Source organism: Thermosynechococcus sp. NK55a (genome assembly GCF_000505665.1).
Classification (GTDB): Bacteria; Cyanobacteriota; Cyanobacteriia; order Thermosynechococcales; family Thermosynechococcaceae; genus Thermosynechococcus.
In genome coordinates, this window is record NC_023033.1 from 1799839 (window position 1) to 1825432 (window position 25594).

Sequence of the window (25594 nt, forward strand, 5' to 3'; positions counted from 1 at the left end):
ACGGTTAGGTGAAGCTTGACCTTTCATATTCTGGTGCTTCATGGCCCCAACTTGAACCTGTTAGGGCAGCGGGAGCCGGGAATCTATGGGACTGTAACACTCGCGAGCATCAACCAATCCTTGGAAGCCTTGGCCCAGGAGTTAGGGGTAACTATTGCGTGCCTGCAGTCCAATCATGAAGGGGTCTTAGTAGATGCTATTCAGGGGGCTAGGGGACGTGCCCAAGGCATCTTAATTAACCCCGCAGCCTATACCCACACCAGCGTTGCTTTGCGAGATGCAATTGCTGCGGTTGCCCTACCAACCGTTGAGGTTCACCTGAGTAACATTCATCAACGGGAAGCATTTCGCCATCATTCCTACATTGCCCCGGTGGCGATCGGTCAAATTGCTGGCTTTGGTGCCGACAGTTATCTTTTGGGGCTGCGGGCACTGGTGAATTATTTACAGCAAAAGGCTAATTCTTAGCAGGGGGCGCGATCGCCAGCGGCGTTCCCAACTGTCGTGCTAGCCAAAACTCCACATTGCGTATCCAGGATTTACCATCAAGGGGCTTGACAAAAAAGGGTTGCACCAAAATCGTGAACATCCCCAAGCGATTGCCCGCAAGAATATCCGTAAACAGGCGATCGCCCACCATGGCCACCTGATGGTAAGGTAAATTCATGGCTTCCACGGCCTGACAAATCTTACGCCGAGAGGGCTTACCCGCCCCCGCCAAAAAGGGTAACTCCACCTGCTGGGCAATACGTTCAATGCGGCGGTGGTTCAAGTTATTGCTCACTAACCAGATTGGCATTTGATGCTTGATCTCCAGGAGCCACGCCAGAATTTTTGGCGGCAGATTGACCTCCCACGTGGGAAGGAGCGTATCATCTACATCCAGCACCATGCCTCGCAGGTGATATTTTGCCAACAGAGTGGGGTGCAACTGTTCAATTGTGGTTTCAAGAATTAAATCCGGTTGCAGCAGTGCTGCCAGAGACCCAGTGGCCATTGAAAATGCAAGTAGTGAATAAGAGGCTTCTGACAGCCTATCACGATTTTAGGGAAGGGTGGGAACGCCAAAAATCTTCTCCGGTGTTACTTCAAGAATAAAAAATATGCTGCGAATATGCTAGCATTTGAGAGAATGCCGCGTGTCAACGGATATGGCGAAGGTTCTGGTACTCAATGCCTCCTATGAACCACTCAATATTACGAGTTGGCAGCGAGCAGTTGTCCTTTTAATCAAGGGCAAGGCAGAACAAGTCGAGCACAATGGCAAGATGGTTTACAACAATTTCCCCTTGCCGACCGTTATTCGCCTGCGGCATTACGTCGTTACTCCCTACAAAGAAATTCCCCTCACCCGCCGTAATATCTTGCATCGAGATGGTCACTCCTGCCAGTACTGTGGCTACACTGGTGATGAATTGACCCTTGATCATGTTATTCCTAAGTCGCGCGGTGGCGGTGAAACGTGGGAAAATATTGTGACTGCCTGTGTTCGCTGTAACGTCAAAAAAGGGAATCGCACCCCCAAAGAAGCGAATATGCCCCTACGGCAAACACCCCGCCGTCCCATTAGTAGTTTGTACTTTGAGGTAACAAAACACGTGCGCACGGGTACTCACCAGGAGTGGCGCAAATACGTCATCGGTGCCTAGTCTTAGCTGTGGGATTAACGCTGGGGCGAAGATTTAAGATGTCCCTTCTTGAACAGGTTACCGATACTTGGGGGAATCCTCTGGGGCTAATAAGGTAACCCTTAAGCGCAGCTGGGGGCGATCGCGTATTCTAGGATCGGAGAGGAGAACCTTTTACCTTGGGAAATTCAAACTCAGGTCGTTATGTCAGGTATTGAGATAGAAAACTTTAGTCAACTCTTTCCGCTTTTTGGTGCCAGTTCCCAAGAGGCGCTTTCCTCGATGCTCTCAGTGGCCTGGCATAACACCTACCCGGCAGGGCGTGCCATTCTCATTGAAGATGCATGGGGCAACGCGGTTTACTTTATCCTTTCAGGCTGGGTAAAGGTGCGACACCTGCTGGCCAATGGAGATTTCCTGACGCTGGCGATTCTGGGGCCAGGGGATTTTTTTGGCGAAATGGCGATTCTTGACCAGTCTCCCCGCTCAACGGATGTGGTGGCGCTGTGTGCCGCGGAAGTTCTGTCGGTGCCGGCGCAAAAATTTGTCCATCTCCTGCGCCACGACCCAGACCTACACTATCGGATGCTGCAATTGATGGCACAACGACTACGCCTGACCAATGCGCGCATTGAACTGCTGCACAAACCGCCTGCCGTCAAACTTGCCCATGTCTTGGTGAATTTGGCGCGGCGCTATGGTCAACCGCTGGGGGGTAATGCCAACACCGCTGTCATTTTCAATGTGCCCATCAAGGATTTAGCGGATGTAGCCAACATTAGCCCTGATGAGGCACAGCAACTGCTGGATAAAATGGTGGCGAAAAACTGGATCAAAATTGAGGCTGCCAAGCAACAACTACAAATTCTCAATTTGCCGCAGCTAGAGCAATTAGCACAGCAAGGGCTGAGTTAAAGCTCTGTTGCCTTGTTGAGGGGCAGTGACCTCGCCTAGGATAGCAATAGTTGCAAGCTATTTCTGCTATGGCGATCGCCCCCAACCTCTACGAGCACACCTTGGTTCGTTACACGGATCCGCTGCATGCGACAGAACTTTTGCGGCAATATCGCCCGTACCTCGAAATGATTCCCAGTATGCGGCGACCTCAAGAAAGTTTAATTCCAATTCCGCTTCCGATCGCCCATATTCAGATTCCTGCGGCCACAACGACCAACCAACGTCCCCAGGTGAAGTCGGTGATAGTGCCCTGTGATTTGGTCTTTGTCATGTGCGATCCCGAGTGGAAAGTGAAAACTGACATTGAACTGCTGGTCTTTATTCATCGGCCGGGGGAAAGCTTTACAGAACTGCTGACCCGCTGGCGCCAATCCCAAGTGCTCCTCAGTCGTAGTTATAGCTGGGATATGCCCTTGCCGCATCGGGATGTCTTTAGTGAGGGCGCTAATCGTCAATTTCCCCTCTTTGTTCTCTTTCAAGACACCCTCGCCGTAATCAAGCGCGGTCTCAAAGCGGCCCGTTTGCCCTACGTGATTGATACCACGATTCTCAAGGAGCAGCCGTCTTCAGGCACAAAGCTCATGACCGGTTCATCAGAAAGTACACAATAGGTTCATCGATATAGGTTGATCGATATCACAACCTCAGCACCGGATGCATCACTGCCGCCTCCTTCGCCAAGAACAGAGAATACCACTATCGAGCTGAATTCTCGATGCTGTAGTTGAGTTGTTCTATGGTGGCTCTCCCCATTCAACCCTTGTCCGACCGTCCATTGACAACGGATTTAGTGCGGCAGTATTTGCAGGAAATTGGCCGTGTGCCCTTGCTCACCCCTAGCCAAGAACTGCGCCTTGCCCAACAGGTTCAGCAGTACCAAGCCCTGCTCGCAGTGCGAGAGCAGGCCGATGATCCCCAGATCAAACGCTATGTAGTGGCTATTACGGAGCGCGATCGCCTGCAGCGGCAGTTGGGGCGTCCCCTAAGCCGTGCCCAATGGGCTGCGCGACTCAAGATGAGTGTGGCTGAATTGCAAGCCTGTGTGCAGGCGGGGCGTCAAGCTTGGGCAAAGGCAGCGAATATTACGCTAACTGAACTTCAGCACATTGAGCGTCAAGGACAGCGGGCAAAAACCCAACTGCTGCAAGCCAACCTGCGCTTGGTTGTGAATATTGCCAAAAAATATCAACATCGCGGCGTGGAATTTTTAGATTTGATCCAAGAGGGGAGTTTGGGTCTAGAACGTGCCGTTGAAAAATTTGATCCGACCAAGGGATTTCGCTTTAGCACCTATGCCTATTGGTGGATTCGCCAAAGTATCACCCGTGCCGTTGCTAGCCAAAGCCGTACAATCCGCCTACCCATTCACATGGTGGAAAAGCTCAATAAAATTAAGCGTGCCCAACGGCGTCTTGCAGCTCAACAGGGAGGGATGCCCAGTCTGGCAGACATTGCCCAAGAACTGAATCTTGAGGTGTCGCAGGTACGGGAGGTGCTGATGGCCGTTCCCAAATCCGTGGCCTTAGAACAGCGGGTTGGTGCCGACCAAGAAACAGAATTGCAGGAGTTGATTGAATCCACTGCCCCTACCCCCGATGAGGTGATCATGCGCGAATCCCTACGTACCACTTTGAAGCAACTGCTGAGGGATCTATCCCCCCGTGAGCGCCAAGTGATGGAACTGCGTTATGGCCTAGGGGAACAGCCTGCCCTTGAGATGGCGGAAATTGCGGTACTGCTGGGACTGAGTCGGGAGCGGATTCGCCAAATTGAGCACCGCGCCCTGCAAAAATTGCGGCAACCCCAACGGCGGCAGGCAATTCAAGACTATCTGGAGGAGTTTGCCTAGGACGTCTCCAACTGAATGCCGTGGGGACAGCACTCACATACCCATAGGTCCAGGTCGGGGTCTGGGAGGGCGCGCCGTACCCGCTGCATGATTCTGTAGCCCTCATCGGCAGAGGGCGCTAGGGCAAAAACCGTTGGCCCGGACCCCGACATCATGCTGGCGATCGCGCCCGTAGCAAGGAATTGCTCCTTTAACTCTGCCACCAAGGGATAGCGGGGCAACACAACTTTCTCTAAATCATTACGGAGGTTGGCGGCCAACTGGGCGATATCACACTGCTGAATGGCCTGTAACAGGATTGCGGATCCCCCCTCTTGGCGGGCTTTTTCCTGCTCACTGGGGGTTTGGGCATAGGTGGCGGCAAATTCCTGCCGATAGGTTTGATAGGCCCAAGGGGTAGCCACACTCAGGGAGCGATACTTCCCTAGAATCACAGTTAATCCCTGTAAATCCGCCAGGGGCGTCAACTGTTCACCGCGCCCTAAAGCCAAGGCGGTACCCCCCTGCAGACAAAAGGGAACATCGGCCCCCAATTGCGCTGCCAAGGTTTGCAATTCCGCTTGCGTAAGCCCCAACTGCCACAGCAGATCTAGGCCCACGAGTACTGCTGCTGCATTGGTTGACCCGCCCGCCAAGCCCGCCCCCAGAGGAATCCGTTTTTCAATGAAAATTTCAACACCATCGCGATCGGGAAAATGCTGCTGGAGCAATGCCGCGGCTTTATAGGCGAGATTGCGTTGATCGCAGGGAACAGCGGGGTTTGTGCAATGAACCTTAATCTCGCGATCGCGCCGAGGGATGAGTTCAATGCGATCCATAAGGGAAACCGCCTGCATGACCATTACCAGCTCGTGGTAACCACTACCATCCAAACAGTTGCCAATAATTTGTAAAAAGAGATTAATTTTGGCAGGCACCAGCAGACGATACACGTAACCCCATCCTCACAACCACCTCGTTCAATAGCATATTATTCTTCTATTACTGTTTGGCAGGCTCCAACTAGAAGTCCCTATGGTGTTGGAACGCATGATTGAACTGTTGCAGTTGCCCTTTATGCAGCGAGCACTGTGGGCAGGGATCTTTACGGGAGGGATGGCGGGTGCCCTCGGTAGCTTTACCATCCTGCGGCAGCTGTCCTTTTTTAGTGATGCTTTGGGGCATTCGGCGCTCCTGGGAATTAGTCTAGGGATTATTCTGGGGCTGAATCCGTCGGTGATGTTGCTGCCCTTTGCGGTGGTTTTTGCCCTCGGCGTCACCTATTTGCTTGAGCATGCCCGGCTGTGGACCGATGCCCTCTTAAATATCCTCTATTCAGGATCGTTGGCGCTAGCGGTGGTGCTGCTCAGTTTGAGCGATCGCTACCAAGGGGGGGTGAATAACCTACTGTTTGGCGATATTTTGGCGGTGCGCCCAGCCGATCTGGTGATGAGTGGAACACTCTGCACCCTTGTTGGCATTTTCATCCTGCTCACGTTACGGGTGCAATTGTTAATCACGGTGAATGAGGCCTTGGCAGTGGCCCAGGGGGCGGCAGTGAGAACGCAGCGTTTGCTCTTTATTACCCTATTAGCCTTGGTGGTGGCAGTCTCCATTAAAACAGTAGGAGTCCTCCTGATCAGTGCCTTTGTCGTCATTCCCGCCTGTGGTGCCCGCCTTTGGAGTCGGCAATTTTCGCAGTACGTGGTTTTGGCAGCCCTAGTGGGGGTGGGCAGTGCCATTGTTGGCATGCTCGTGTCAGCAGGAATGAATTGGCCTTCTGGGCCGAGTATTGTTGTTTGTCAACTGGTGTTCTTTTTAATCTCAATTGCGCTTAACTCACTGCCAGGGGCGTGGGTTCATAGAGGGCAGAAATCTCCAACAAGCTGAGGCGTGAACGCGCCGTTAAGTCTAAGGGGGAGCGATCGCCCCGCTGGAAATGGTCGACCGCCGCACAGCCAATCATTGCCGCATTATCAGTACACAGCCGCAGGGGCGGAAAAATTAACCGTAGTCCCAAGGGTTCAGCAGCCGCAGTGAGGTGTTGTCGCAGGCCAGAATTTGCCGCGACTCCTCCCCCAATGGCTAGGGTTTTGAAGCCATGATCCACCGCTGCCGCGATCGCCCGCTTGGTCAAGGCCTGTGCCACAGCCTTCTGAAAACTGGCCGCAAGGTCAGCCACCGGCAACTCAGTATGGGTTTGACGTAGCTCCTCCACCAGCCGTGCCACTGCGGTTTTCAGTCCACTAAAACTGGAATCGTAGGGATGCACCTTGCCCTCTGGAAGGCGGATATTTCCCTCTGGTAGATCAAAAGCCTCTGGATTCCCCTGCTGTGCCCAGCGATCGAGCACTGGTCCCCCCGGATACCCCAAGCCCATTAGCCGTGCCACCTTATCGTAGGCTTCACCTGCTGCATCATCCCGTGTTTGCCCCAAAAGCTGGTACTCGCCACAGCCATAAACGCCAATGAGACTGGTATGCCCACCAGAAACCAAAAGGCACAGAAATGGTGGTTCAAGGGTTGGGTCCGCTAAGTAGGAGGCATAGAGGTGGCCTTCAAGGTGGTGAATTCCCAAGAGAGGTTTTTGGTGCACAAGGGCAAGGGTTTTGGCGGCCGTAACCCCAATGAGCAGCGACCCTACCAATCCGGGGGCACAGGTGACGGCAATGGCATCAATGGCAGACCAATTGCAACCGGCCTCACTGATTGCTGTTGTGATGACCGCATTGATGTTTTCCAAATGGGCACGGGAGGCCACTTCCGGCACCACACCGCCAAAGGGTTGATGGGCACGCACTTGGGAGGCAATCACATTACTTTCGATGGCGCGATCGCGCACTACGGCAGCAGCCGTTTCATCGCAACTGGTTTCAATGGCCAGAATTCTTACCATCGAGCAGACTTGGGCATCAACCTAGAGCCTCTCTTAAATCTAACCTATTTTTTAAATAAACTTGTTGAAGGGCGTTTTCTCAATGCAGTGAATTCTTGCGGTTTCAACCCGCGCTATGGTGAAGATTCCTAAGAATCTCCTAAATCCCGATCAAGAAGTAGGATATACTATAGATTGGGCAATCTGCTCAGTGTCGTGCGTGGGCCAAATGTCTTGTGGAACTGTCTGCCAAAAGTGAGTACGCCCTCTTGGCGCTCTTGGAAATGTCAGCGGCCTATGAACAGGCGGAGCCGCTACAAATTCGCCAAATTGCTGCCATGCACAACATTCCCGATCGCTACCTGGAGCAGCTGATGGCAACCCTCCGCCGCAAGGGTCTCATTCGCAGTCAGCGGGGTGCGCGGGGTGGCTACTTGCTGGCAAAAGCACCTTGGCAAATCTCAATTTTAGACGTGCTCAACTGTATTGAGGGGATCGAGTCCAAGCTGGCGCAAAAGCCGCCCGACAACGGTGATCTAGAACGTAGCCTGATCCGCTCAGTGTGGCTTGAGGCCTGGGCAGCGGCCAATGATGTCTTGAAAAAGCACACCCTTCAGGATTTGTGCGATCGCCGGCAGGCCTACCAGCAAGTGGATGTCATGTACTACATCTAGGCTGGGACTGGCATTCATCGGATTTTCCTAACCTTTTTGCCTTGAATTGGAGATTGATACCCCCATGAATATTGCCCCCGATATTACTGCCCTCATTGGTCGGACGCCCCTCGTACGCCTGAACCGCATTCCCCAAGCGGAGGGCTGCGTTGCAGAAATTGTCGTCAAGCTAGAGAGCATGAATCCTGCGGCCTCGGTGAAGGATCGCATTGGCCTAAGTATGATTCAAGAAGCAGAAGCAGCGGGTCTTATTACCCCGGGTAAAACGGTTCTGGTGGAGCCGACATCGGGAAATACCGGGATTGCCTTGGCAATGGTAGCAGCCGCAAAGGGCTATCGGCTGATTCTCACCATGCCAGAAACCATGAGTGCAGAGCGCCGAGCCATGCTGCGTGCCTATGGAGCAGAGCTGGATTTGACCCCCGGCACCGAGGGGATGAGTGGCGCCATTCGTCGTGCTGAAGAGATTGCCGCCTCCCTTGAAGATGCTTTTATGTTGCAACAGTTTAAAAATCCCGCCAATCCAAAGATTCACCGTGAAACCACTGCGCTCGAAATTTGGCAAGATACGGACGGCCAAGTCGATATTTTGGTGGCTGGCGTTGGTACGGGGGGCACGATTACGGGGGTAGCAGAAGTGATCAAAGCAAAGAAGCCTACCTTTCAGGCGATCGCCGTCGAACCCAGCAATAGTCCCGTTCTCTCAGGAGGCAAACCGGGACCCCACAAAATTCAAGGCATTGGTGCTGGCTTTGTACCCCCCGTTCTCAAACGAGAACTCATTGATGAAGTCATCCCTGTCTCCGACGATCAAGCCATCCATTTTGGTCGCCGCTTAGCCCGTGAAGAAGGCCTCCTCTCCGGTATTTCCAGTGGCGCTGCCCTTTGTGCTGCCATTCAGGTGGCTCAACGTCCTGAAAATGCCGGTAAGTTAATTGTCATGGTGCAGCCGAGTTTTGGCGAACGCTACTTGACCACCCCCCTCTTCCAAGATGCCCTGCCCTTAGTACCAAGCTACTTGCAAAGTTAGGCACAATTGCGTTCACAGTCCCAGGGCGTCACAATCTCCCTTGAACACCAAATTGGCGTTTGGGAAGCTGGGCCATCGAGCAGCCTAGCCGAGGAAAAGCTACATCTCCCCCTGGGATATGGCCTTGGGAGATCATTGAGAGATATACCATGACCGAACCGCTATGACTGAGCCAGCGACTCGCTTTGAACTCAGTCAAGTCTTGGATGTCATCGAAGGGATAAATCGACATGCCGGCTATGCACACGCCACTATCCAAGCCATTGATCAAAAGCTAGATCTTCCCATTGCCGCCACAACAGAGCTTTCAACCTCATGGATGAAAAGCGCAAGGGGTTGGAGGACAAAATTGATGCTGTGGAAGCCAACCTAGAGCAGTCGATTCATGCCGTAGAGTGCACCTAGCAGGAGAGCGCTAAGCGCCAGACAGGAACCAATGTCCGCTTGTGGCGTTTCTTGGTAACGCTGGCACTGCTGGCAAAATGATTATGATTACTTATGATGACTCTTTGATTGGCCCGCGTTTTAACGGTCTGTGCAGCTCCTTATCTAGAATAGAGGATTGCAAAAGTCATCAGAACAGTCACTAACAGTAGTAATGCAAGGCTTAACAAAACCCCATTTTTTAGTGAAACTACGAGCAGGGGTATTCTCCCTAGCCCTTTTTTCATTAGTTGTACCAGCGGTTGCCAACGCTGAAAATCCTGCCCATGTGCGACAACTTTTGCAAACGCGCCAATGTCCCAACTGTGATCTGCGGGGCGCGAACCTAATGGATGCCAATTTGTTTAAGGCGAACTTAGCAGGTGCCAATTTGGAGGGGGCCTATCTGGCGGGTGCGAATCTCTTTGGTGCCAATTTGGAAAGAGCAAACTTGAACCGTGCCAGTCTATACCTAGCAATTTTGGTCAATGCCAATTTGGCAGGAGCACAACTGGTGGGAACACGCCTCACCCTCAGCAACCTTGTCAATGCCAACCTCAGCCGTGCCAATCTGGAGAATGCGGTCATGAAAGGGGCAAATATGATTGATGCGAATTTGACGGCTGCAAACCTGAAGGGAGCCGATCTCGATCGCGCCAACTTGAGTGGGGCTAATTTAAGCCAGACAATCTTCGATCGCCCCCCCAACCCCTAAGAAAACCCCTAAGAAGTCCTTTGTGCCTGCTTGAGGGCGGCCGCAAGTCGCGGTTGATCCCAGCCCCGCTGGTGGAGAATTTGCCATGTGGCCATTAGATCAGGACCATGGACAGCACCGGTGAGGGCCGCCCGTAGGGTTCGCATTGTTGCTCCCTTTTTCACCCCTGCGGCTTTGGTGGCCTGTTGAATCAATTGTTGTCCCATCTCCACAGTGAGGGTTGGCTCTGAGGGTAAATGCTCTAGTAGGTCGGCCAAAATGGTTGCACTTTGGGGCTGGCCCAGTTGGGCCATTGCTTCGGAATCAAAGGTGACGCTGGGTATAAAGAAAACGGCCCCTTGATCAATGGCCTCCTTAAGGGTGTTGAGCCCGGGTTGCAGGAGTTGGGCAAGGTCAAACAACCAAGGGCGATCGCGCTCCTGATCAAAGGCATAGCCTGCCCCCTGCCACAGGGGAATGAGTTCCGCCAAAAATTCTTCTGGCTCTAGTTGCTGAATGTACTGGCGATTGAGCCAATTGAGCTTGTCCCAGTCAAAGCGGGCGCCTGCTTTGTTAATCCGCTCAAAACTAAAGTGCTTCGCCGCCAGATCAAGGGTAAAGAGTTCCCCCATCCCTTCGGGGGGTGACCAACCCAAAAGCGTCATGTAGTTGGCCAAAGCAGGGGCTAAATACCCCATGGCCCGAAAGTCAGAAATGGAGGTAACCCCATCCCGCTTTGAGAGTTTTTGCCCTGCTGAGTTGAGAATTAAGGGAGTATGGGCAAAGTTGGGGGGCGTGGCTCCAAGGGCTTCGTAGAGCAAAATTTGTTTTGGTGTGTTACCAATGTGATCTTCACCGCGAATGACATCGGTAATGCCCATGGCAATGTCATCCACCACAACCACCAAATTATAGAGGGGATAGCCAATTTCACCCCGGGGCGCTGCCCGTGCAATGACCATATCGCCACCGAGATCAGCCCCCTGCCAACTGACTCGACCGCGCACCAAGTCCTGCCACTCAATCTGGCGATCGTCCTCAATTTTGAATCGAATTACGGGGGTTCGTCCTGCTGCATCAAAGGCGGCTTGCTCCTCTGGGGTCAAATGGCGGTGACGGTTGTCGTAGCGAGGTGCCTGTCCCTTGGCTTTTTGTTCGGCTCGCAGGGCGTCCAGTTCTTCGGGGGTGCAGTAGCAGTAGTAGGCTAGTCCCTTGTCCAAGAGGGTTTGAATTGCTTGGCGGTACAGATCAAGGCGATCGCTCTGGAAATAGGGGCCTTCATCCCAGGTCAGCCCCAGCCATTGCAAGCCCTCCAGGATATTCTCGGTGTACTCAGGCCGAGACCGCTCGCGATCGGTATCCTCAATCCGCAGAATGAACTTCCCTCCCCGGTGGCGGGCATAGAGCCAGTTGAATACAGCGGTACGGGCAGTCCCAATGTGCAGATTTCCGGTCGGACTCGGTGCTAAACGAACACGAACTGTCACTGCTGACCTCGAATACAAAAATCGCCCTTTCGATCCTACCGCATTGGTTACAGGCCTTCTAGGCAAGGGTATAGGGGCGATGCAGCCGCTCCAACTGCTGCACCATCAGGCTGAGGAACAGTCCCACATCCGTGACTACCCCCACGGATTCCACAGAACCCCGATCCGCCAGTTTGGTTACGACCGCTGGGTTAATATCCACACAGACTAACTTCACCCCAGCAGGGGTCATATTGCCAACCCCAATGGAGTGCAGCATCGACGCCAGCATCAAAATCATGTTTGCGCCCCGAATTAGGCGAGCATACTCCCGCTGCGCCACAATTAAATCCATGAGGGTATCGGGCAGGGGGCCATCATCGCGGATTGACCCCGCCAGGACAAAGGGCACATTATTTTTGACACACTCATACATCACGCCACTGGTGAGAATGCCCTGAGCCACAGCGTTGGCAATACTGCCACAGCGACGAATGGTATTGATCACTTTCAGGTGGTGACGGTGACCGCCCCGCACAGGGACACCCCGCTGCATATCCACCCCCAAGGAGGTACCCATGATGGCCTGCTCCATATCGTGCACAGCGATCGCGTTGCCGCCGAGGAGTCCTTGGACATAGCCTTCACGGATGAGCTTGGCTAAATGCTCACCCCCACCCGTGTGAATAACCACTGGCCCAGCCACCACAATTGCTTTGCCTCCCTGATCGCGGATGCGCCGCAGTTCCCAAGCAATCTGTTCCACCACCAGTTCGACGCGGCGTTCACTGGAGACCCCTGATCCCATGAATGTGAACTCTTGGTTGTTGCGCTGGCTTTCCGTTTTCCGAACCGTGCGGATGCCTTCGACGCCCACGACGACGCGATCGCCCACCTGCAAATCCCGCAGAATGCGACACTCCGCCACCGTGCCTTCTGGGGTTGAGCGCACCACAATCGCCCCATCCATGCGTTGGTTTTGAACCCGAATCCACTCGCCCCCAACCCGCACCTCTGTGGGGTAAATCGTTGTCACATAGAAGTCATCCGGGGCAACCCCCGCTTGGGTAACGGTTTCGAGGTTCGCATCGCAGACCTCCGAGGGCGGCAAAATCGCACCGAGGCTGATCAACTGCGCCATGATCGCATCCATGACCTCGGCATCGGGGGCCATGACTCGAATATCCGCTTGGGAAGGACTTTGCCGCTGCTCGCCAAGGTTAAATTGTAGGACTTGGAAACTGCCCCCATTTTCGACAATTGTGTCAAGGACACGGTTCATAAGACCAGAGTCGAGGAGGTGTCCCTCCAGATGAACGACCCGATTGGGAATGGTGGCGGGTGCATGGAGTTCTTCACGCACCGGTTCACTCACCCGCAACGTCAAACACTTAGCCGCACCTCCTGCCTTAAGAAATTCCGTTAGGGGCGTCTCCACCACCTCAAAGCCCCTTTGGGCAAGGGCGGACTTCAATTCTTGGCTGGCACAGTTGAGAATCACCGTGCGATCGATATTGACGGCATTGCAGGCAAAGTTAACCGCATCAGTCTCTTGAACGGCAATTCGTTTATCCGCCGGTACCCGTAGTTCAATGAGACGGTTGGAATAGGCATCAAACGCGGGAGGATAGTAAAGTAAGTAGCCATCGGTCAGCGGACAAAAACATGTGTCAAGGTGATAGAAGCGCTCATCCATCAATCGCAGGGAAAGGACTTCAATATCCAGCCACTTGGCTAAGTAGGCATGGGAATCCAATTCTGACCGGAAGCCATACCCCGTCCATAGCCAGCGACCCTCGCGATCTAGGAGGGCATCCCCCGCCCCCTCAAAGGGCACTTGTTTGGGTAGCTCAAAAACCTGATACCCCTGAGATTCAAACCACGCTTTGAAATAGGGTTCCTCCCCCTGACGTTCTGGGTGATAAAAGCGACTGAGCACCACGCGATCGCCCAACACTAAACCTGCATTCGCCGTAAACACCATATCGGGCCAGCCCGGCTGTGGCTCAATGAGCTCAACAGTCGCTCGAGCATGGATAATTTCGTAGAGCTTTTGCCACTGCTGCTGGGCGCGATCGCGAGAGGACTTGTGGATATTTCCCTCCATCCAAGGATTGATCACATAGTCCACCTCATAATGGGTGGGAGGGCACATGAGGAAGCGCAGGGTTGAACTCATAGGGGTTGTTTAGAAATCGTTGAAATATGTGAAAACGGTATGGGGTGGGCTCCACGGCAGCCATCGCAAACCTTAAATCATTCTATAGGCAGTGGGGATTCTGACGGTTACTTTTGTCATCAAACCCTGACATTACCCCCCTTGCCCTTTGCTGTTAGGGGAATTCCATTTGCAAGGACCAGGGGAAATCTGCGCTAAAATTATCATTTGTGCGATCGCGCACAGCCAACTGACACTACACTGACACCATCTGCGAAGGGGAATGACCTTGACTGACGTGACTGACATCATTTCCATGACAACTGAACCCCGTTCCAATAGCCAACTCCTCGCCACAATTGAGGTTTCGGGGGCACACTCTCAACAGGTGTATAACCAAGTGGTCAACGATCTCCTTCGCCACACACAAGTGCCAGGATTTCGCAAGGGCAAAGCCCCCCGACAGCTTGTATTGCAGCAGCTTGGCAAAGAGCGTCTGCGCTATCTTGCCATGGAAAAACTGATTGAGGATGCTGTCAAAACCGCCGTCGAAAAGAACAATATCCCCTACCTAGGCAACCTCGAACTCGAAGGGGGCATTACAGAGCTACTGGATCAATTTCATCCCGGCGAAAACTTTTCTTTCAGCGTCACCTTTGATGTCGAACCAGAAGTTACGGTCACAGCCTATAAAGGGTTAACCATTGAGTACAGTCCCGTCACCTACAATCCCGCAACCGTCGAGAAGCTCTTGCAGCGGCACCAACGGGAGCACGCCACCCTCATTCCCGTAGAAGACCGGCCGGCTCAGTGGGGCGATGATGTCACCCTGAAACTAGTGACCAAAGATGAAAATGGGGAAGTGGTGAAGGAACTCTCAGCAGATGAATTGCCCCTGTCCCTCGATGAAGATCAACCCTTTTTGCTCAAAGAAATTCCTGCTGCTGTTGTCGGCATGAGTATTGGTGAAGCGAAAACGGTGTCTGTTACCCAGGCAGCAGAGGTTCCCAAACAGTTGACCGCTGAGATTGAACTCTTGGGAATTAAAGTCCCGGAACTGCCCCCCCTAGACGATGCCTTTGCCGCTGAGCACAGTGAATTTAGCACGATGGCAGAATTGCGGGCTTATTTAGAGCAAAATCACCAAGAGCGAGCTAAAAATCAAGACAAGCAAGCCAAAGAAGCTGCCCTCATTGATACCCTCATTGCTCAAAATCCCGTTGAATTGCCAAAAACCCTGATCCATAAAGAAGCAGCTGTGAAGGTGCGGACCACTTTGATGCAAATTCAGTCCCAAGGTGTTGATCTCAACAAGATCATGACCGAGGAACTCTACGAGAAAATGCGTCAAGAGGCAGAGCCGGCGGCGGCTAAGGAGGTCCACTCCCGTTTGCTGTTGAAGGCGATCGCTCGCCAAGAGGGTATTGAGCCCAGTCCCGAAGCAGTTGAGGAACGACTAAACCGCTACAAAGAGGTGGTGAGGAACCAAACGGCAAAGGATCTGGAACGACTCCGCGAATTGGCCCACGATGAAGTGCAGCAGGAGCAAGCCCTCAACTGGCTCCTAGAGCAAAATACATTTCAGCCGGCGCAGTCCGACACAGCCACTGAGCAGTCCCCAGCAAGCGCTGAAGCGCCAGAGGATACCCAGACGGAGGCCGTTGCCGCAAACCCATCCAAGCTGCAAAAACGATCTGGCAAAAAAGCAAGTTCTGCCCCATCCCAAGAATAGTTCGGCATAATGAAGGTGATGATCCCTACGGGGATAAACCGCTAGTTACAATCTAGTTACAATTAATTACAAACGAACCGTCATTTTAGGCAACTATGCTGCAATCGCGTTACGACCATCCCCTTAGTGCCATTCTGCGCTCTCCAGCGCTCAACCTGCCACCTACCCATGCCAATATTGTGCCGATGGTAGTTGAGCAGTCGGGGCGGGGTGAACGAGCCTTTGACATCTATTCGCGGCTCCTCCGCGAACGGATCATCTTCCTAGGTGGGGGTGCAGGCGATCGCCGGGGCATTGACGATGCGGTTGCTGACTCCGTTGTGGCACAGCTTCTATTTCTTGATGCCGAGGATCCGGAAAAAGACATTTACCTGTACATCAACTCACCGGGTGGCTCGGTCACAGCCGGCATGGCCATCTACGATACGATGAAGCACATTCGCCCTGATGTGTGTACCCTCTGCTTTGGCTTGGCGGCAAGCATGGGTGCCTTCTTACTGTCCGGCGGTACTCCTGGCAAACGGATGGCGCTGCCCAATGCTCGGATCATGATTCACCAGCCCCTCGGAGGTGCCCAGGGTCAGGCCGTGGATATTGAAATCCAAGCGCGGGAAATTCTCTACCACAAGCGCAAGCTCAACGAACTCTTGTCACAGCACACGGGGCAACCCATCGAGCGCATTGAAGCGGATACGGAGCGGGATTTCTTTATGTCCGCTGAAGAGGCAAAAGCCTATGGTCTGATTGATCAGGTGGTGACGCGGCAGACCCTCCCTAGCCACTAAGTACACCCTACGTGCACCCCTAGAGGTTCCCTATGGCCAAATATGACACCCACCTCAAGTGCTCCTTTTGTGGTAAGTCACAGGAACAGGTGCGCAAGCTTATCGCGGGCCCTGGGGTCTATATCTGTGATGAATGCGTAGAGCTGTGTAATGAAATCCTCGATGAGGAATTGGCCACCGTTCCCAATGTCGCCGCTCCCCGTCGAGAATCCACGCCGTCGCGATCGCCCCGCAGCACACCCCGTAGTCGCCCCCTCAGTCAGGTCCCCAAGCCTCGGCAAATCAAGGAATTTCTTGATAAGCATGTGGTCGGGCAGCACGAAGCCAAGAAAATCCTCGCGGTTGCAGTCTACAACCATTACAAGCGCCTGAGTCTTCTGGATAGCGATCAGCGGGGCGATGACAACGTCGAACTGCAAAAGTCCAATATCCTGCTCATTGGCCCGACGGGTTCCGGCAAGACTCTCTTGGCTCAGACGTTGGCGAAGCTCCTCGATGTTCCCTTTGCGGTTGCCGATGCCACCACCCTCACGGAAGCAGGTTATGTGGGGGAAGATGTGGAAAATATCCTGCTGCGGTTGCTGCAAAACGCCAATATGGATGTGGAGGAAGCACAGCGGGGGATTATCTACATTGACGAGATTGATAAAATTGCCCGCAAAAGTGAGAACCCCTCAATTACCCGTGATGTTTCGGGGGAAGGGGTACAGCAGGCGCTACTGAAGATACTGGAGGGGACGATCGCCAATGTGCCACCCCAGGGGGGGCGCAAGCATCCCTACCAAGACTGCATTCAAATCGACACGACGAATATCCTCTTTATCTGCGGCGGCGCCTTTGTGGGTTTAGAAAAGACCATTGAGCAGCGGGTGGGCAAAAAAGCGATGGGCTTTGTCCGTGATGGCGAGCTCCTTCCCAAGGAAAAACGCTCTGCGGATATTCTCAAGGAACTGGAGCCCCACGATCTGGTGAAGTACGGCATGATTCCAGAGTTCATTGGCCGTATTCCGGTGGTTGCTGTGCTAGAGCCGCTGGATGTGGCGGCCTTGGCAGAAATTCTCACCCAACCTCAAAACGCGCTCCTGAAGCAGTACCAAAAACTGATGCGCATGGACAGTGTGGAGTTGCGCTTTGAACCGGCTGCGGTGGAGGCGATCGCCCAAGAGGCCTACCGTCGCAAAACCGGTGCCCGTGCCCTGCGCGCCATTGTTGAAGAGATTATGCTGGATGTAATGTACGAACTGCCCTCCCGCAAAGATCTGCGGGAATGTACCATCACTCCCGAAATGGTGGAAAAACGCTCCACGGCTGAACTGCTCCTGCATCCTTCTTCGCTGCCGACACTATCGGCATAGGGTTATAGCTACGGAGGACTAGAAGAAAACGTGGCTATCGGGCATCAAGCTCAACTCAAGGGGAACCGCATGGGGATCCGTCTCTAGGGTAGCGCGAATCAAATGGGCAACGGTGGCCGGTCGCAGGAGTTTCTGGCGATCAATTTTGAGGCTGACAGTATCCCAAAAGGGGGTATCCACACCGCCAAAGTAGAACAGGCTAAAGCGAATGCCATAGCGCTTCAGTTCTTCGGCCATACACTTGCTAAAGCCCACTACCCCAAATTTTGCAGCACAGTAGGCCGACCCCATCGCCATTGAATGTTTACCGAGAATGCCGACAATGGTGCAGATGTGTCCCTGCTGCTGCGCTTTCATGAGTTCGGCAGCCTGTTGGGTGGTGTAAAAGCAACCCTTGAGGTTAAGGTCTAACATTTGATCTAGTTCAGCCGCAGTAATCTTTTGATAGGGCTTGAGGAGGCCAGCGCCCGCTGCGTTGATCAATACATCGAGTCGTCCCTGTTGACTGCGGATAGCTTGCATCAATGCGCTCACTTGCTCCGGTTGGGTGATGTCACAGGGCTGAATTTGTACCGTTACTGAGGAGGGAAGTTGCTCTGCCAAGGCCTGCAGGCGATCGCGCGAGCGTGCCGCTAAGACCAACGTGGCACCGGTTTCTTGGAGTTGCTCGACAACGGCTTGACCAATACCCCCTGTGGCACCCACCACTAACACCACACGATCTGCTAAGACACTCATTTTGTTACATTTCTTTATGTTTACCCTTTTATCCTAGCGTTTCTTGAATGCCCGAGAACCTGCCAATGGCTTAGGCGATCCAATTTAGAAAGACAAGCCTTTGTTCTGCGTATTAGGATTGAGCCGTTAGGCTTCTCGCCTAGGTGTGACGGAGTTGGGATGAATGACGCAACAACCACAACCCCCCTCTAGTCTTCGGGTTGGTCAGTGGGGATGGAGAATGATTGGCTTGGCGGCCCTAGGGGCGATCGCGGTTGGCACGCGGACGTGGTGGTTTGTGCGCTATGAATTAGCTCCTGAAATCGCCCAACAACTGCAACAGCGCCTCAATCGGCCAGTGGAAATTGGTAGCGTCGAGTACGTCGGGCTGAATGTTGTGCGTTTTGGCGCCTCAGCGGTTCCCAGTTACACGCCAGAGAAGGGTAGCCCAGAATTGGACAATGCCCTAATCAACAGCATTGAGGTTGCCTTTAATCCATGGCAGCTCCTGACGGGTCAAAAGCTCGATATTGAGATTACCCTCCACCAACCCCAACTCACGGTGGTTCAGGATGCCCAAGGGCAGTGGTGGCGCACGGAAGTTAAGCTGCTAGAGGAGGAGCCGACCTTCTTTCAACTGAATCAAATCAGCGTGAAGGTGCGGGATGGCTCTGTGCTGGTTCAGCCCTTTCAGCGTCCTGCCTACCTGCTGCGTCGAATTCATGGGGGATTGACCCTGACGCCCGATCGCCAGCAGTTTGCCCTTGCTGGTCAACTGGCAGGACACCTGGCCGGCGGTGGCCAATGGCGATTGCAGGGGGACTGGAACCAATCCCAAGAAAGGGGACAACTGGATTTGCGCTTTAGGAAGATTCCCCTTGCGCTCGGTAATGAGATTCTGCCAAGGACCATTCGTGTCCAAGGGGGCCAACTGGCGGGGCAGTTGCGCGTTCGCCTTCCTCTGTCAGAAACACCCCAAGTCACGGGTCAAATTTGGTTGCGCGATGGTAGGCTGCGCACGGCCTTTGTGCCCCAGGATATCAAAGCAGTGCAGGCCCATGTGCAATTGCAGGGCAATCAGGCAAAGCTCCACTATTTGCGCGGGGCGATCGCTAACGTCCGCTGGCAGGCTGCAGGCACGGTTAGTCCTGAAAGGGGCTGGAATATCAATGCTCAAGTGTCGAGGTTTGACCTCATCCCCACCTTGAGGGCCTTGCAGATTACGCCGCCTGTTCCCCTCAAGGGTCAAGTAGAAGTTCCTACCTTCCGCCTGCAGGGGGATCTGGAGAATCCTAAAATCGTGGGTGAACTGCGCAGCCAAAGACCTCTCCAAGTGGATCAACTGCAACTGCAACAGGTGAGGCTGCCATTTATGGCCTCCCTTGAGGGGGGGGTTAGGCTGATGGATGTCCGCGCCCAGTTGGTGGATGGGGGTGAGGTACGGGCAACGGTAGGGATACAGCCCACAGGGGAGTTTCGCGGCCAAGCACAAGTGCAGCGGGTGAATCTGCAGGCGATCGCCCGCCGCTATGATGTGGTTCCCCCCATATCCCTAGGGGAGGGCTTTGCGCACTTGGATTTTCGTGGCAGTCTGCGTACCCCAGAGGCTTGGCAGGCCAATGCGGCCTTTCAACTACCGACTGCTCAGTATCCACTGCGGGGCACCGCTCGTCTGACGCAAACCCAACTGGTTGTTCCTGAGTTTCAAATGCAGTTTCTCGGCGGGAGTCTGCGGGGTCAAGTGCAAGCTGCTGCTGGTCGGTGGCAGTTACAGGCTCAGGTCGCAAATATTCCCCTGCGGCAGTTGAATCAAGATTTACAAGGTCGGCTCAGGGGGCAGGCGATCGCCCAAGGGCGAGTGGATCAACTGACGTTGCCAGCGATTCGCGCCAGTGCCAATCTCGAAGTCGATCAAACCCCCACAGGGGATCCCCTGATTGCGGCTGTGAACTGGGATGGCCAGCAATTGCAAGTCCAACAAGCCACCCTCGGTGCTATCCGCGCCCAAGGAACCATTGGCGTTGATTTGGCGGCTTTAAAACCTACTGACATTCAATTGGGCATCCAAGCCAGGAATCTCTCCCTGAGTAGGTTAAGTACCGTCTTGAAACCGAATCTCCCTGTTTCCCTCGTCCTTGCCGGCACAACGTCCTTTGAAGGCCAACTCACAGGCCGCCTCAATCGGCTCCAGTTTCAGGGGACACTGCTGACCCAAGGATTGGCAGTGAATGATTTACGCTTTGCCCCTCAACTCACGGGCACGGTTGCCCTGGGCCAACAACAGGGGGCAACCCTCAATTTACAGGGTGGGGGCGATCGCTTGGCGCTTCGTCTGGATGCCGATGGCTTACCCCACTCCCTGCTGATTCAACGGCAACAGGCGCAACTCATTGGTCAGCGCCAAGGGGAAATCTTTGATCTGCGTCTTCAGCAATTTCCCGTGGAATCCCTGCGGTTACGTTTGCCGGAATTTCCTAGGGATGCCATTCTCGCAGGAGTCGCCTCTGGCGAGCTACAGTTGCAAAACTGGACAAGCGCTCAGGGCAGTTTTACGGTAGAGCGACCGGGATTAGGGGCATGGCGGGGCGATCGCCTGCAAGGGCAATTTCGTCTGAGGCGCGATCGCCTGACGATTCAATCGGGCCTTTTTGAAAAAGGGAAAAGTCGCTATGAATTCACTGCCGATCTCCAGCCTCAGCAATTGGGGGCGCAGCTGGCGATTGCCCAAGGCAATTTGGCGGATTTGACAGGACTAGCCACTGTCCTCGGGATTGCTCAACCCACCGCTCGGGGCACTGCTGCAGATTTGGGTACACCCACCGCAGGGGAAGGTCTGCCAGTATCACTGCTAACGCAAATTCGCCGCCTTGCCGAAATCGAGATGCTACAAGCCCAAGCGGCTTTGGTGCGGCGGCCGGAACTACTGCCCTCCCTAGATCAGCTTCAGGGCATGTTTAATGGCCAAATCAATCTGAGTCAAACCCCCCAGTCAGGTCTTGTGGCCAGCTTTGATCTCAAGGGCGCCAATTGGCAGTGGGGAAATTACCAAGTGGATCAGTTTCTTGGTCGCGGTCGCTTTGCCCAAAATCGACTGGTGCTGACGACCCTCAATATGCTCATCAACGGTGGGCAATTGAATGTCAATGGCATTTTCGGCGGTAACCAGCAAAAGGCCCAACTGCGGCTAGCGCAATTCCCTGTGGGTCTTGTGGCCAGTCTTTTGCCGCCGGGGGTGGATCTGGAGGGTCAAGTGAATGCCCAAGCGGTGTTAACTGGCTCATGGCAGCAGCCCATTCTCGCGGGTGAGGCTACCCTTGCGGAGGGTCGGTTGAATCAACGTCCCCTTGAAGTTGCCAATGCCACATTCCGCTATGCCCAAAATCGGCTTGCCCTGCAGGCGATCGCCCGCTTGGATACGCCAGAACCCCTGAGGGTGACGGGTTCAGTTCCCTTGATCTATCCCCTTGATCCGCGACCAGTGGTAGATCCGCAGTTAGCCCTAGATGTGAGTGTCAAGGATGAGGGCTTGTCCTTCATCAACCTCTTGACGGATCAGGTGCAATGGCAACAAGGAAAGGGGCTTTTCCAAGCTCAACTGCGGGGCACATGGGACGCTCCCATTGTGAATGGCCTCCTTAGTTTGGATGATGCGGTTATTAAAACTCCTGCCTTTGAGGAGCCAGTGACAAATCTCAGTGCACGGGTGCGCTTCGATCGCGATCGCCTACGGGTGGATGGGATTCAAGGTCGCTTTAGCCAAGGGCAAATTACCATGACAGGGGTGCTGCCAATTCAGACTCCCTTGGCCGCAGATGATCCAGATGCTGCAACACCCCTCACTGCTTCCCTGCGACAATTGCAAGTGAATGCCGGCAATATCTATCGCGGTGCAGTAGATGGCACACTCGTAATTAGGGATACCCTCCTAAGTCCTGATCTGGGGGGCAGTGTCCAACTCAGCCAAGGCCGCTTGGATTTAGGCGCAATCAATGGTTTTGCTAATGGCAATGGGTTAGCCAATCCTGCTAACTCTCTATTTGAACCACTGGTCTTTGGGAATTTAGAAATTAATATCTTAGATTCCTTGCGGGTGACGCGATCGCCCGTTCTCAACCTAACGGCCACTGGTCATTTAACCCTCAATGGCGGCCTCGATAGTCTTCAGCCTGACGGCAAAATTCGCCTCACGGGAGGGCAACTGAATCTTTTTACCACCCTCTTTCTGCTCCAGCGGCGAGCGGATAACTATGTGCTCTTTACCCCCGCCAATGGCTTGGATCCCGAACTCAACCTCACCCTTGCTGCCACTGCCACTGAAGTGTATACCCCCGGTACGGTGACGCGACTATCGGATGTGGGTTCCGTGACAGCCACCAGCCTAGGAACGTTGAACACCATTCGGATCACTGCCCGCATCAATGGTCGTGCCAGTCAACTCCAAACCAATTTACCTGCGGTGCTTGAGCTATCCAGTACCCCCTCCCGTAGCCCAACTGAACTACTGGCATTGATGGGCGGTGGCTCAATTGCGGATCTCAACCAAGTGGGGGGAGAAACAGTCGTCGCCAGTCTCGCCGGATCTGCTCTTTTCAATAACCTACAGGCATTGATTGATCAGGCCACGGGTAACCGCACCTCGTTTCGGATTTTTCCAGCCGTGGTGCCCCCCGATCGCCAAGCCCAAAGCCAAGCCCCAACCCTTACCGTGGGGGCTGAACTCGGCTTCCAAGTAAATAGTTTTACCTCGGTCTCCCTCTTGCAGTTGCTAACTGCCCCCAATGATCCGACGCGCTTTAACCTTGGGTTTCAGGTGACAGAGCAGATTCGCCTTGGCGGACAGGTGAGCACCAGTGGTCAGGGCACAGGCTTTCTTGAGTTCCGTTACCGTTTTTAATGTCGTCTATGATCAGAGTACTGCCAGCAACGCTCAAGCTTAGAAGGTAACAATTGCGGCAGTTGCAGTCGCCTCGGTATCAATCTTGATGAAAAATTCCGCTAGCGCCTTATCTCAACGATTTGCGATCTCATGGCAGCGGTTAAGTCTGCGTTGGAAATTTACCTTGGCCTTGGCGCTGGCGGCGCTCTTTCCAGCCGTGATTATTACTGAAGCCCTGATTCAAGTCAGCTATCGCAGCTTTGAGCATCACCTCGATCAGCAACTGCGCTCTAGTTTGCGGGATTTGCAGTGGGAAATCGACAATTTGGCCTATGAGTCTCGCATCCAAGCCCTCTTAATTGCCAGTGGAATCTATGCGCGACATGTGGGTCAATCCCTTGTCAGTGTTTTGAATCCTGCCGCTATCCAAGCTATTCTTGCGGAAGTGGATAGGACTGAACGCCCCATGAACCTGATGCTGGTGGCCGATGCGAGGGGTAGGGTACTGGCACAGCAAACAATGGTCTTGGCTAAAACGGGAGAGGCGCTCCTCGACTTGACTCCCGAAACCCATTCCCCCTATCGTCTCAGCCGGCATCAAGCCAACAGTATTGCTAACTTACCGATGTTCCAACTGGCTCGCGATCGCCAGCAACTGATTAGCGGTCTGGTACTCCTCAATCGTGAACAGTTACAAGAACTGGGCTTAGCACAGCAGGCAAAGATTACATTGCGTCCTCAACCCATTGCCAATCTACCCCCCAATCAGCAGCCGGCCCCTACGGGTACCTACCCCATTGCGGACGGCAATATTGGCTTACTAGCCTTTGCCGCCAAGCCCCTTTATGAAAACAACCAATTTCAAGGGCTAATTTTGACGGGCATTTTGCTCAACAATATGCCGGATCTTGTGGATAGCACCACTGCCTGGTCCACAGTAGATACAGTGGCAACAATTTTTGCCCAAGATTTGCGAATTGCCACCAATGTGCCTTACACCGATGGTCGGACTCGCGCCCTTGGAACCCGCGTCGCTCGCGAAGTGGCCACTCAAGTTCTCGATCAGGGCAAAATGTTTGTCGGTACAACTGACATTGTGGGTTCTGCCTACGCAACTATCTACAGCCCATTGCAGGACTTTCGCAAGCAGCTCAAGGTGCCGCATCCACCCCCCATTGGTATCGCCTTTGTGGGGAAGTCCCAGGCATGGATTTATACCATAGCCAACCAAAAACGGTTGGTGTCCTTTGCTATTACCCTTGGTGCCCTCTTGTTGGCCAGTGTTTGGGCCTATCTCACGGCCAATGCGATTGTTAAGCCGATTCAATCCTTGGTCACTTCCACCCGTCGCGTGCAGGCAGGCGATTTGGCGACACTGGTGCAGGTGCACTCCCTTGATGAGGTGGGCAAACTGGCCAATTCCTTTAATGCCATGATGCGCCAGTTGCGTATCTCCTTTGAGGAGTTAGCCCAAAAAAACCGCTGCCTCGAGCAGATTCGCGATGAACTGATTGAGGCCAATGAACAGTTTGAGGCGGTACTCAATGCTGTTCCTGGCACGATTGCTTGGATTAATGCTGAGGGCATCTATAAGGGGGTCAATCGCAAATTGGCAGAAACCTTGAATTTGCCACCAGAGGCATTTATTGGCCGTCCTTTGGGCTTTTTGTCTGCGGATTGCGAGCTAGCCGCCTTTATGCAGGAGTTTTTGGAGTCTCCAGATCAATTTGCCTCACGGGTGATCTCTGTTCAGCGCAATGGTCAAACCAGGTTTTACCTCGTTGCTTTGCAAAAGTATATGAAGGGTACCCATACCGTTGCCGTCGGCATTGATATTAGCGATCGCATGCGAGCCGAGGAAGCGCTGCGCATTGCTGAGGAAAACTACCGCAGTATTTTTGAGAATGCCCTTGAGGGAATTTTTCAAGCGTCAACCGAAAATCGGTTTATTCGGGTCAATGCCGCCATGGCCAAGATCTTTGGCTTTGACTCCCCGGAAGCAATGGTGGAGACCGTCACCAGTATCCGCGACCAAATTTACGTGGAACCCAGCACCCGTGATGAGATTCTGAATCATTTTGCGACTGGCGAGACAACGGGGCATTTTGAATTCAAGGCCTATCGGCGCGATCGCCAGATCATTTGGATTGAGTTGGATATGCGAGCGGTCTTGGATACCGACGGCAAAATTTCCTACTATGAAGGATTAGTGCAAGACATTACCGAGCGCAAACAGCGCGAGCAAGCCATGCAGCAGCAAATTGAAGAGCTAAGGGTGGAAATTGATCACGAAAAACGGCGGCAGCAAGTGGCAGAAATTACGGAAACGGAGTACTTTCAGCAGTTGCGCCGTGAGGCGAATGATTTGCGTCAGCGTCGCCATTCCAAAAGGTAAC

The 25594-nt window shown here is 53.6% G+C and carries 21 protein-coding genes; 14 read left to right on the plus strand and 7 right to left on the minus strand.

All coding sequences use genetic code 11. The features are described from left to right. Positions 1–15 precede the first annotated feature (15 nt). Positions 16–468 (plus strand): type II 3-dehydroquinate dehydratase, encoded by a 453-nt coding sequence (gene aroQ / locus NK55_RS08765; protein WP_024125382.1) that lies wholly within the window; start codon positions 16–18, stop codon positions 466–468. Here aroQ and NK55_RS08770 read toward each other — a convergent pair. After that, positions 458–997 carry a YqeG family HAD IIIA-type phosphatase gene (locus tag NK55_RS08770; RefSeq protein WP_024125383.1) on the minus strand — a complete coding sequence of 180 codons (540 nt, stop codon included), beginning with the start codon at positions 995–997 and terminating at the stop codon, positions 458–460. The genes aroQ and NK55_RS08770 overlap by 11 nt on opposite strands. 154 nt (positions 998–1151) lie before the next feature. Between NK55_RS08770 and NK55_RS08775 the strand changes: the two genes are divergently transcribed. The 4 genes from NK55_RS08775 (at position 1152) to NK55_RS08790 (ending at position 4434) form a co-directional block, all read left to right on the plus strand. Then, positions 1152–1649 (plus strand): HNH endonuclease, encoded by a 498-nt coding sequence (locus tag NK55_RS08775; protein ID WP_011056347.1) that lies wholly within the window; start codon positions 1152–1154, stop codon positions 1647–1649. 183 nt (positions 1650–1832) lie between these two features. After that, on the plus strand, positions 1833–2543 hold the full coding sequence (locus NK55_RS08780) for a Crp/Fnr family transcriptional regulator (protein WP_024125385.1): 711 nt from the start codon (positions 1833–1835) through the stop codon (positions 2541–2543). A 50-nt stretch (positions 2544–2593) separates the two neighbouring features. Then, entirely contained in the window at positions 2594–3196 is a 603-nt protein-coding gene (locus NK55_RS08785; protein ID WP_024125386.1) for a hypothetical protein, read from the plus strand. 125 nt (positions 3197–3321) lie between these two features. Further along, entirely contained in the window at positions 3322–4434 is a 1113-nt protein-coding gene (locus tag NK55_RS08790) for an RNA polymerase sigma factor, RpoD/SigA family (RefSeq protein WP_024125387.1), read from the plus strand. Here NK55_RS08790 and ispE read toward each other — a convergent pair. Next, on the minus strand, positions 4431–5366 hold the full coding sequence (gene ispE, locus NK55_RS08795; protein WP_024125388.1) for a 4-(cytidine 5'-diphospho)-2-C-methyl-D-erythritol kinase: 936 nt from the start codon (positions 5364–5366) through the stop codon (positions 4431–4433). The two genes, NK55_RS08790 and ispE, sit on opposite strands and share 4 nt — an antisense overlap. An 82-nt stretch (positions 5367–5448) precedes the next feature. Between ispE and NK55_RS08800 the strand changes: the two genes are divergently transcribed. Then, positions 5449–6303 carry a metal ABC transporter permease gene (locus NK55_RS08800; protein ID WP_024125389.1) on the plus strand — a complete coding sequence of 285 codons (855 nt, stop codon included), beginning with the start codon at positions 5449–5451 and terminating at the stop codon, positions 6301–6303. Here the strand turns inward: NK55_RS08800 and tsaD are convergent. Beyond that, positions 6248–7309: a tRNA (adenosine(37)-N6)-threonylcarbamoyltransferase complex transferase subunit TsaD gene (tsaD, locus tag NK55_RS08805; RefSeq protein ID WP_024125390.1), complete on the minus strand. Its 1062-nt coding sequence runs from the start codon at positions 7307–7309 to the stop codon at positions 6248–6250. The genes NK55_RS08800 and tsaD overlap by 56 nt on opposite strands. 215 nt (positions 7310–7524) lie before the next feature. On the opposite strand from tsaD, the gene NK55_RS08810 reads away from it, so the two are divergent. Both NK55_RS08810 and cysK read left to right on the plus strand, forming a co-directional pair. Next, on the plus strand, positions 7525–7962 hold the full coding sequence (locus tag NK55_RS08810) for an Rrf2 family transcriptional regulator (RefSeq protein WP_024125391.1): 438 nt from the start codon (positions 7525–7527) through the stop codon (positions 7960–7962). Positions 7963–8026: 64 nt separating this feature from the next. Then, a complete protein-coding gene (gene cysK, locus NK55_RS08815; protein ID WP_024125392.1) occupies positions 8027–8992 on the plus strand; it encodes a cysteine synthase A in 966 nt (321 codons plus the stop codon). A 28-nt stretch (positions 8993–9020) separates the two neighbouring features. On the opposite strand, the gene NK55_RS13240 is transcribed toward cysK, so the two are convergent. Then, positions 9021–9224 carry a hypothetical protein gene (locus NK55_RS13240; protein ID WP_157869708.1) on the minus strand — a complete coding sequence of 68 codons (204 nt, stop codon included), beginning with the start codon at positions 9222–9224 and terminating at the stop codon, positions 9021–9023. Positions 9225–9590: 366 nt separating this feature from the next. Here NK55_RS13240 and NK55_RS08825 point away from each other — a divergent pair, with 366 nt between their 5' ends. Next, positions 9591–10130, plus strand: a complete 540-nt coding sequence (locus NK55_RS08825; protein WP_024125393.1) for a pentapeptide repeat-containing protein — start codon at positions 9591–9593, stop codon at positions 10128–10130. 8 nt (positions 10131–10138) lie between these two features. Here the strand turns inward: NK55_RS08825 and gltX are convergent, their stop codons facing one another. Both gltX and NK55_RS08835 read right to left on the minus strand, forming a co-directional pair. After that, on the minus strand, positions 10139–11596 hold the full coding sequence (gene gltX, locus NK55_RS08830) for a glutamate--tRNA ligase (protein WP_024125394.1): 1458 nt from the start codon (positions 11594–11596) through the stop codon (positions 10139–10141). A 58-nt stretch (positions 11597–11654) separates the two neighbouring features. Next, positions 11655–13754 (minus strand): TIGR00300 family protein, encoded by a 2100-nt coding sequence (locus NK55_RS08835; protein ID WP_024125395.1) that lies wholly within the window; start codon positions 13752–13754, stop codon positions 11655–11657. A 277-nt stretch (positions 13755–14031) separates the two neighbouring features. Here NK55_RS08835 and tig point away from each other — a divergent pair, with 277 nt between their 5' ends. From tig to clpX, 3 genes are all read left to right on the plus strand, one after another. Beyond that, positions 14032–15465, plus strand: a complete 1434-nt coding sequence (gene tig / locus NK55_RS08840; RefSeq protein WP_225871808.1) for a trigger factor — start codon at positions 14032–14034, stop codon at positions 15463–15465. Between the two features lie 95 nt (positions 15466–15560). Next, a complete protein-coding gene (gene clpP / locus NK55_RS08845; RefSeq protein WP_024125397.1) occupies positions 15561–16250 on the plus strand; it encodes an ATP-dependent Clp endopeptidase proteolytic subunit ClpP in 690 nt (229 codons plus the stop codon). A 32-nt stretch (positions 16251–16282) separates the two neighbouring features. Further along, positions 16283–17605 carry an ATP-dependent protease ATP-binding subunit ClpX gene (gene clpX / locus NK55_RS08850; protein ID WP_024125398.1) on the plus strand — a complete coding sequence of 441 codons (1323 nt, stop codon included), beginning with the start codon at positions 16283–16285 and terminating at the stop codon, positions 17603–17605. Between the two features lie 18 nt (positions 17606–17623). On the opposite strand, the gene NK55_RS08855 is transcribed toward clpX, so the two are convergent. After that, entirely contained in the window at positions 17624–18343 is a 720-nt protein-coding gene (locus NK55_RS08855; protein WP_041429190.1) for an SDR family oxidoreductase, read from the minus strand. Between the two features lie 163 nt (positions 18344–18506). On the opposite strand from NK55_RS08855, the gene NK55_RS08860 reads away from it, so the two are divergent. Together NK55_RS08860 and NK55_RS12775 are read left to right on the plus strand one after the other, a co-directional pair. Continuing rightward, on the plus strand, positions 18507–23216 hold the full coding sequence (locus NK55_RS08860) for a translocation/assembly module TamB domain-containing protein (protein WP_024125400.1): 4710 nt from the start codon (positions 18507–18509) through the stop codon (positions 23214–23216). Between the two features lie 88 nt (positions 23217–23304). Then, positions 23305–25593, plus strand: coding sequence for a PAS domain S-box protein (locus tag NK55_RS12775; RefSeq protein WP_024125401.1), 2289 nt, complete (start codon positions 23305–23307; stop codon positions 25591–25593). Position 25594 lies beyond the last annotated feature (1 nt).

What these genes read in the sequence shown, in the direction of transcription:
- NK55_RS08780 (WP_024125385.1), top strand. Translation starts at nt 1,833, where the DNA reads ATGTCAGGTATTGAGATAGAAAACTTTAGTCAACTCTTTCCGCTTTTT.
- clpX (WP_024125398.1), top strand. Translation starts at nt 16,283, where the DNA reads ATGGCCAAATATGACACCCACCTCAAGTGCTCCTTTTGTGGTAAGTCA.
- NK55_RS08855 (WP_041429190.1), bottom strand. Translation starts at nt 18,343, where the DNA reads ATGAGTGTCTTAGCAGATCGTGTGGTGTTAGTGGTGGGTGCCACAGGG.
- NK55_RS08835 (WP_024125395.1), bottom strand. Translation starts at nt 13,754, where the DNA reads ATGAGTTCAACCCTGCGCTTCCTCATGTGCCCTCCCACCCATTATGAG.
- NK55_RS08860 (WP_024125400.1), top strand. Translation starts at nt 18,507, where the DNA reads ATGACGCAACAACCACAACCCCCCTCTAGTCTTCGGGTTGGTCAGTGG.
- clpP (WP_024125397.1), top strand. Translation starts at nt 15,561, where the DNA reads ATGCTGCAATCGCGTTACGACCATCCCCTTAGTGCCATTCTGCGCTCT.
- NK55_RS08775 (WP_011056347.1), top strand. Translation starts at nt 1,152, where the DNA reads ATGGCGAAGGTTCTGGTACTCAATGCCTCCTATGAACCACTCAATATT.
- NK55_RS08825 (WP_024125393.1), top strand. Translation starts at nt 9,591, where the DNA reads ATGCAAGGCTTAACAAAACCCCATTTTTTAGTGAAACTACGAGCAGGG.
- cysK (WP_024125392.1), top strand. Translation starts at nt 8,027, where the DNA reads ATGAATATTGCCCCCGATATTACTGCCCTCATTGGTCGGACGCCCCTC.
- NK55_RS08800 (WP_024125389.1), top strand. Translation starts at nt 5,449, where the DNA reads ATGGTGTTGGAACGCATGATTGAACTGTTGCAGTTGCCCTTTATGCAG.
- NK55_RS08770 (WP_024125383.1), bottom strand. Translation starts at nt 997, where the DNA reads ATGGCCACTGGGTCTCTGGCAGCACTGCTGCAACCGGATTTAATTCTT.
- NK55_RS08790 (WP_024125387.1), top strand. Translation starts at nt 3,322, where the DNA reads ATGGTGGCTCTCCCCATTCAACCCTTGTCCGACCGTCCATTGACAACG.
- tsaD (WP_024125390.1), bottom strand. Translation starts at nt 7,309, where the DNA reads ATGGTAAGAATTCTGGCCATTGAAACCAGTTGCGATGAAACGGCTGCT.
- NK55_RS13240 (WP_157869708.1), bottom strand. Translation starts at nt 9,224, where the DNA reads ATGTCGATTTATCCCTTCGATGACATCCAAGACTTGACTGAGTTCAAA.
- NK55_RS12775 (WP_024125401.1), top strand. Translation starts at nt 23,305, where the DNA reads ATGAAAAATTCCGCTAGCGCCTTATCTCAACGATTTGCGATCTCATGG.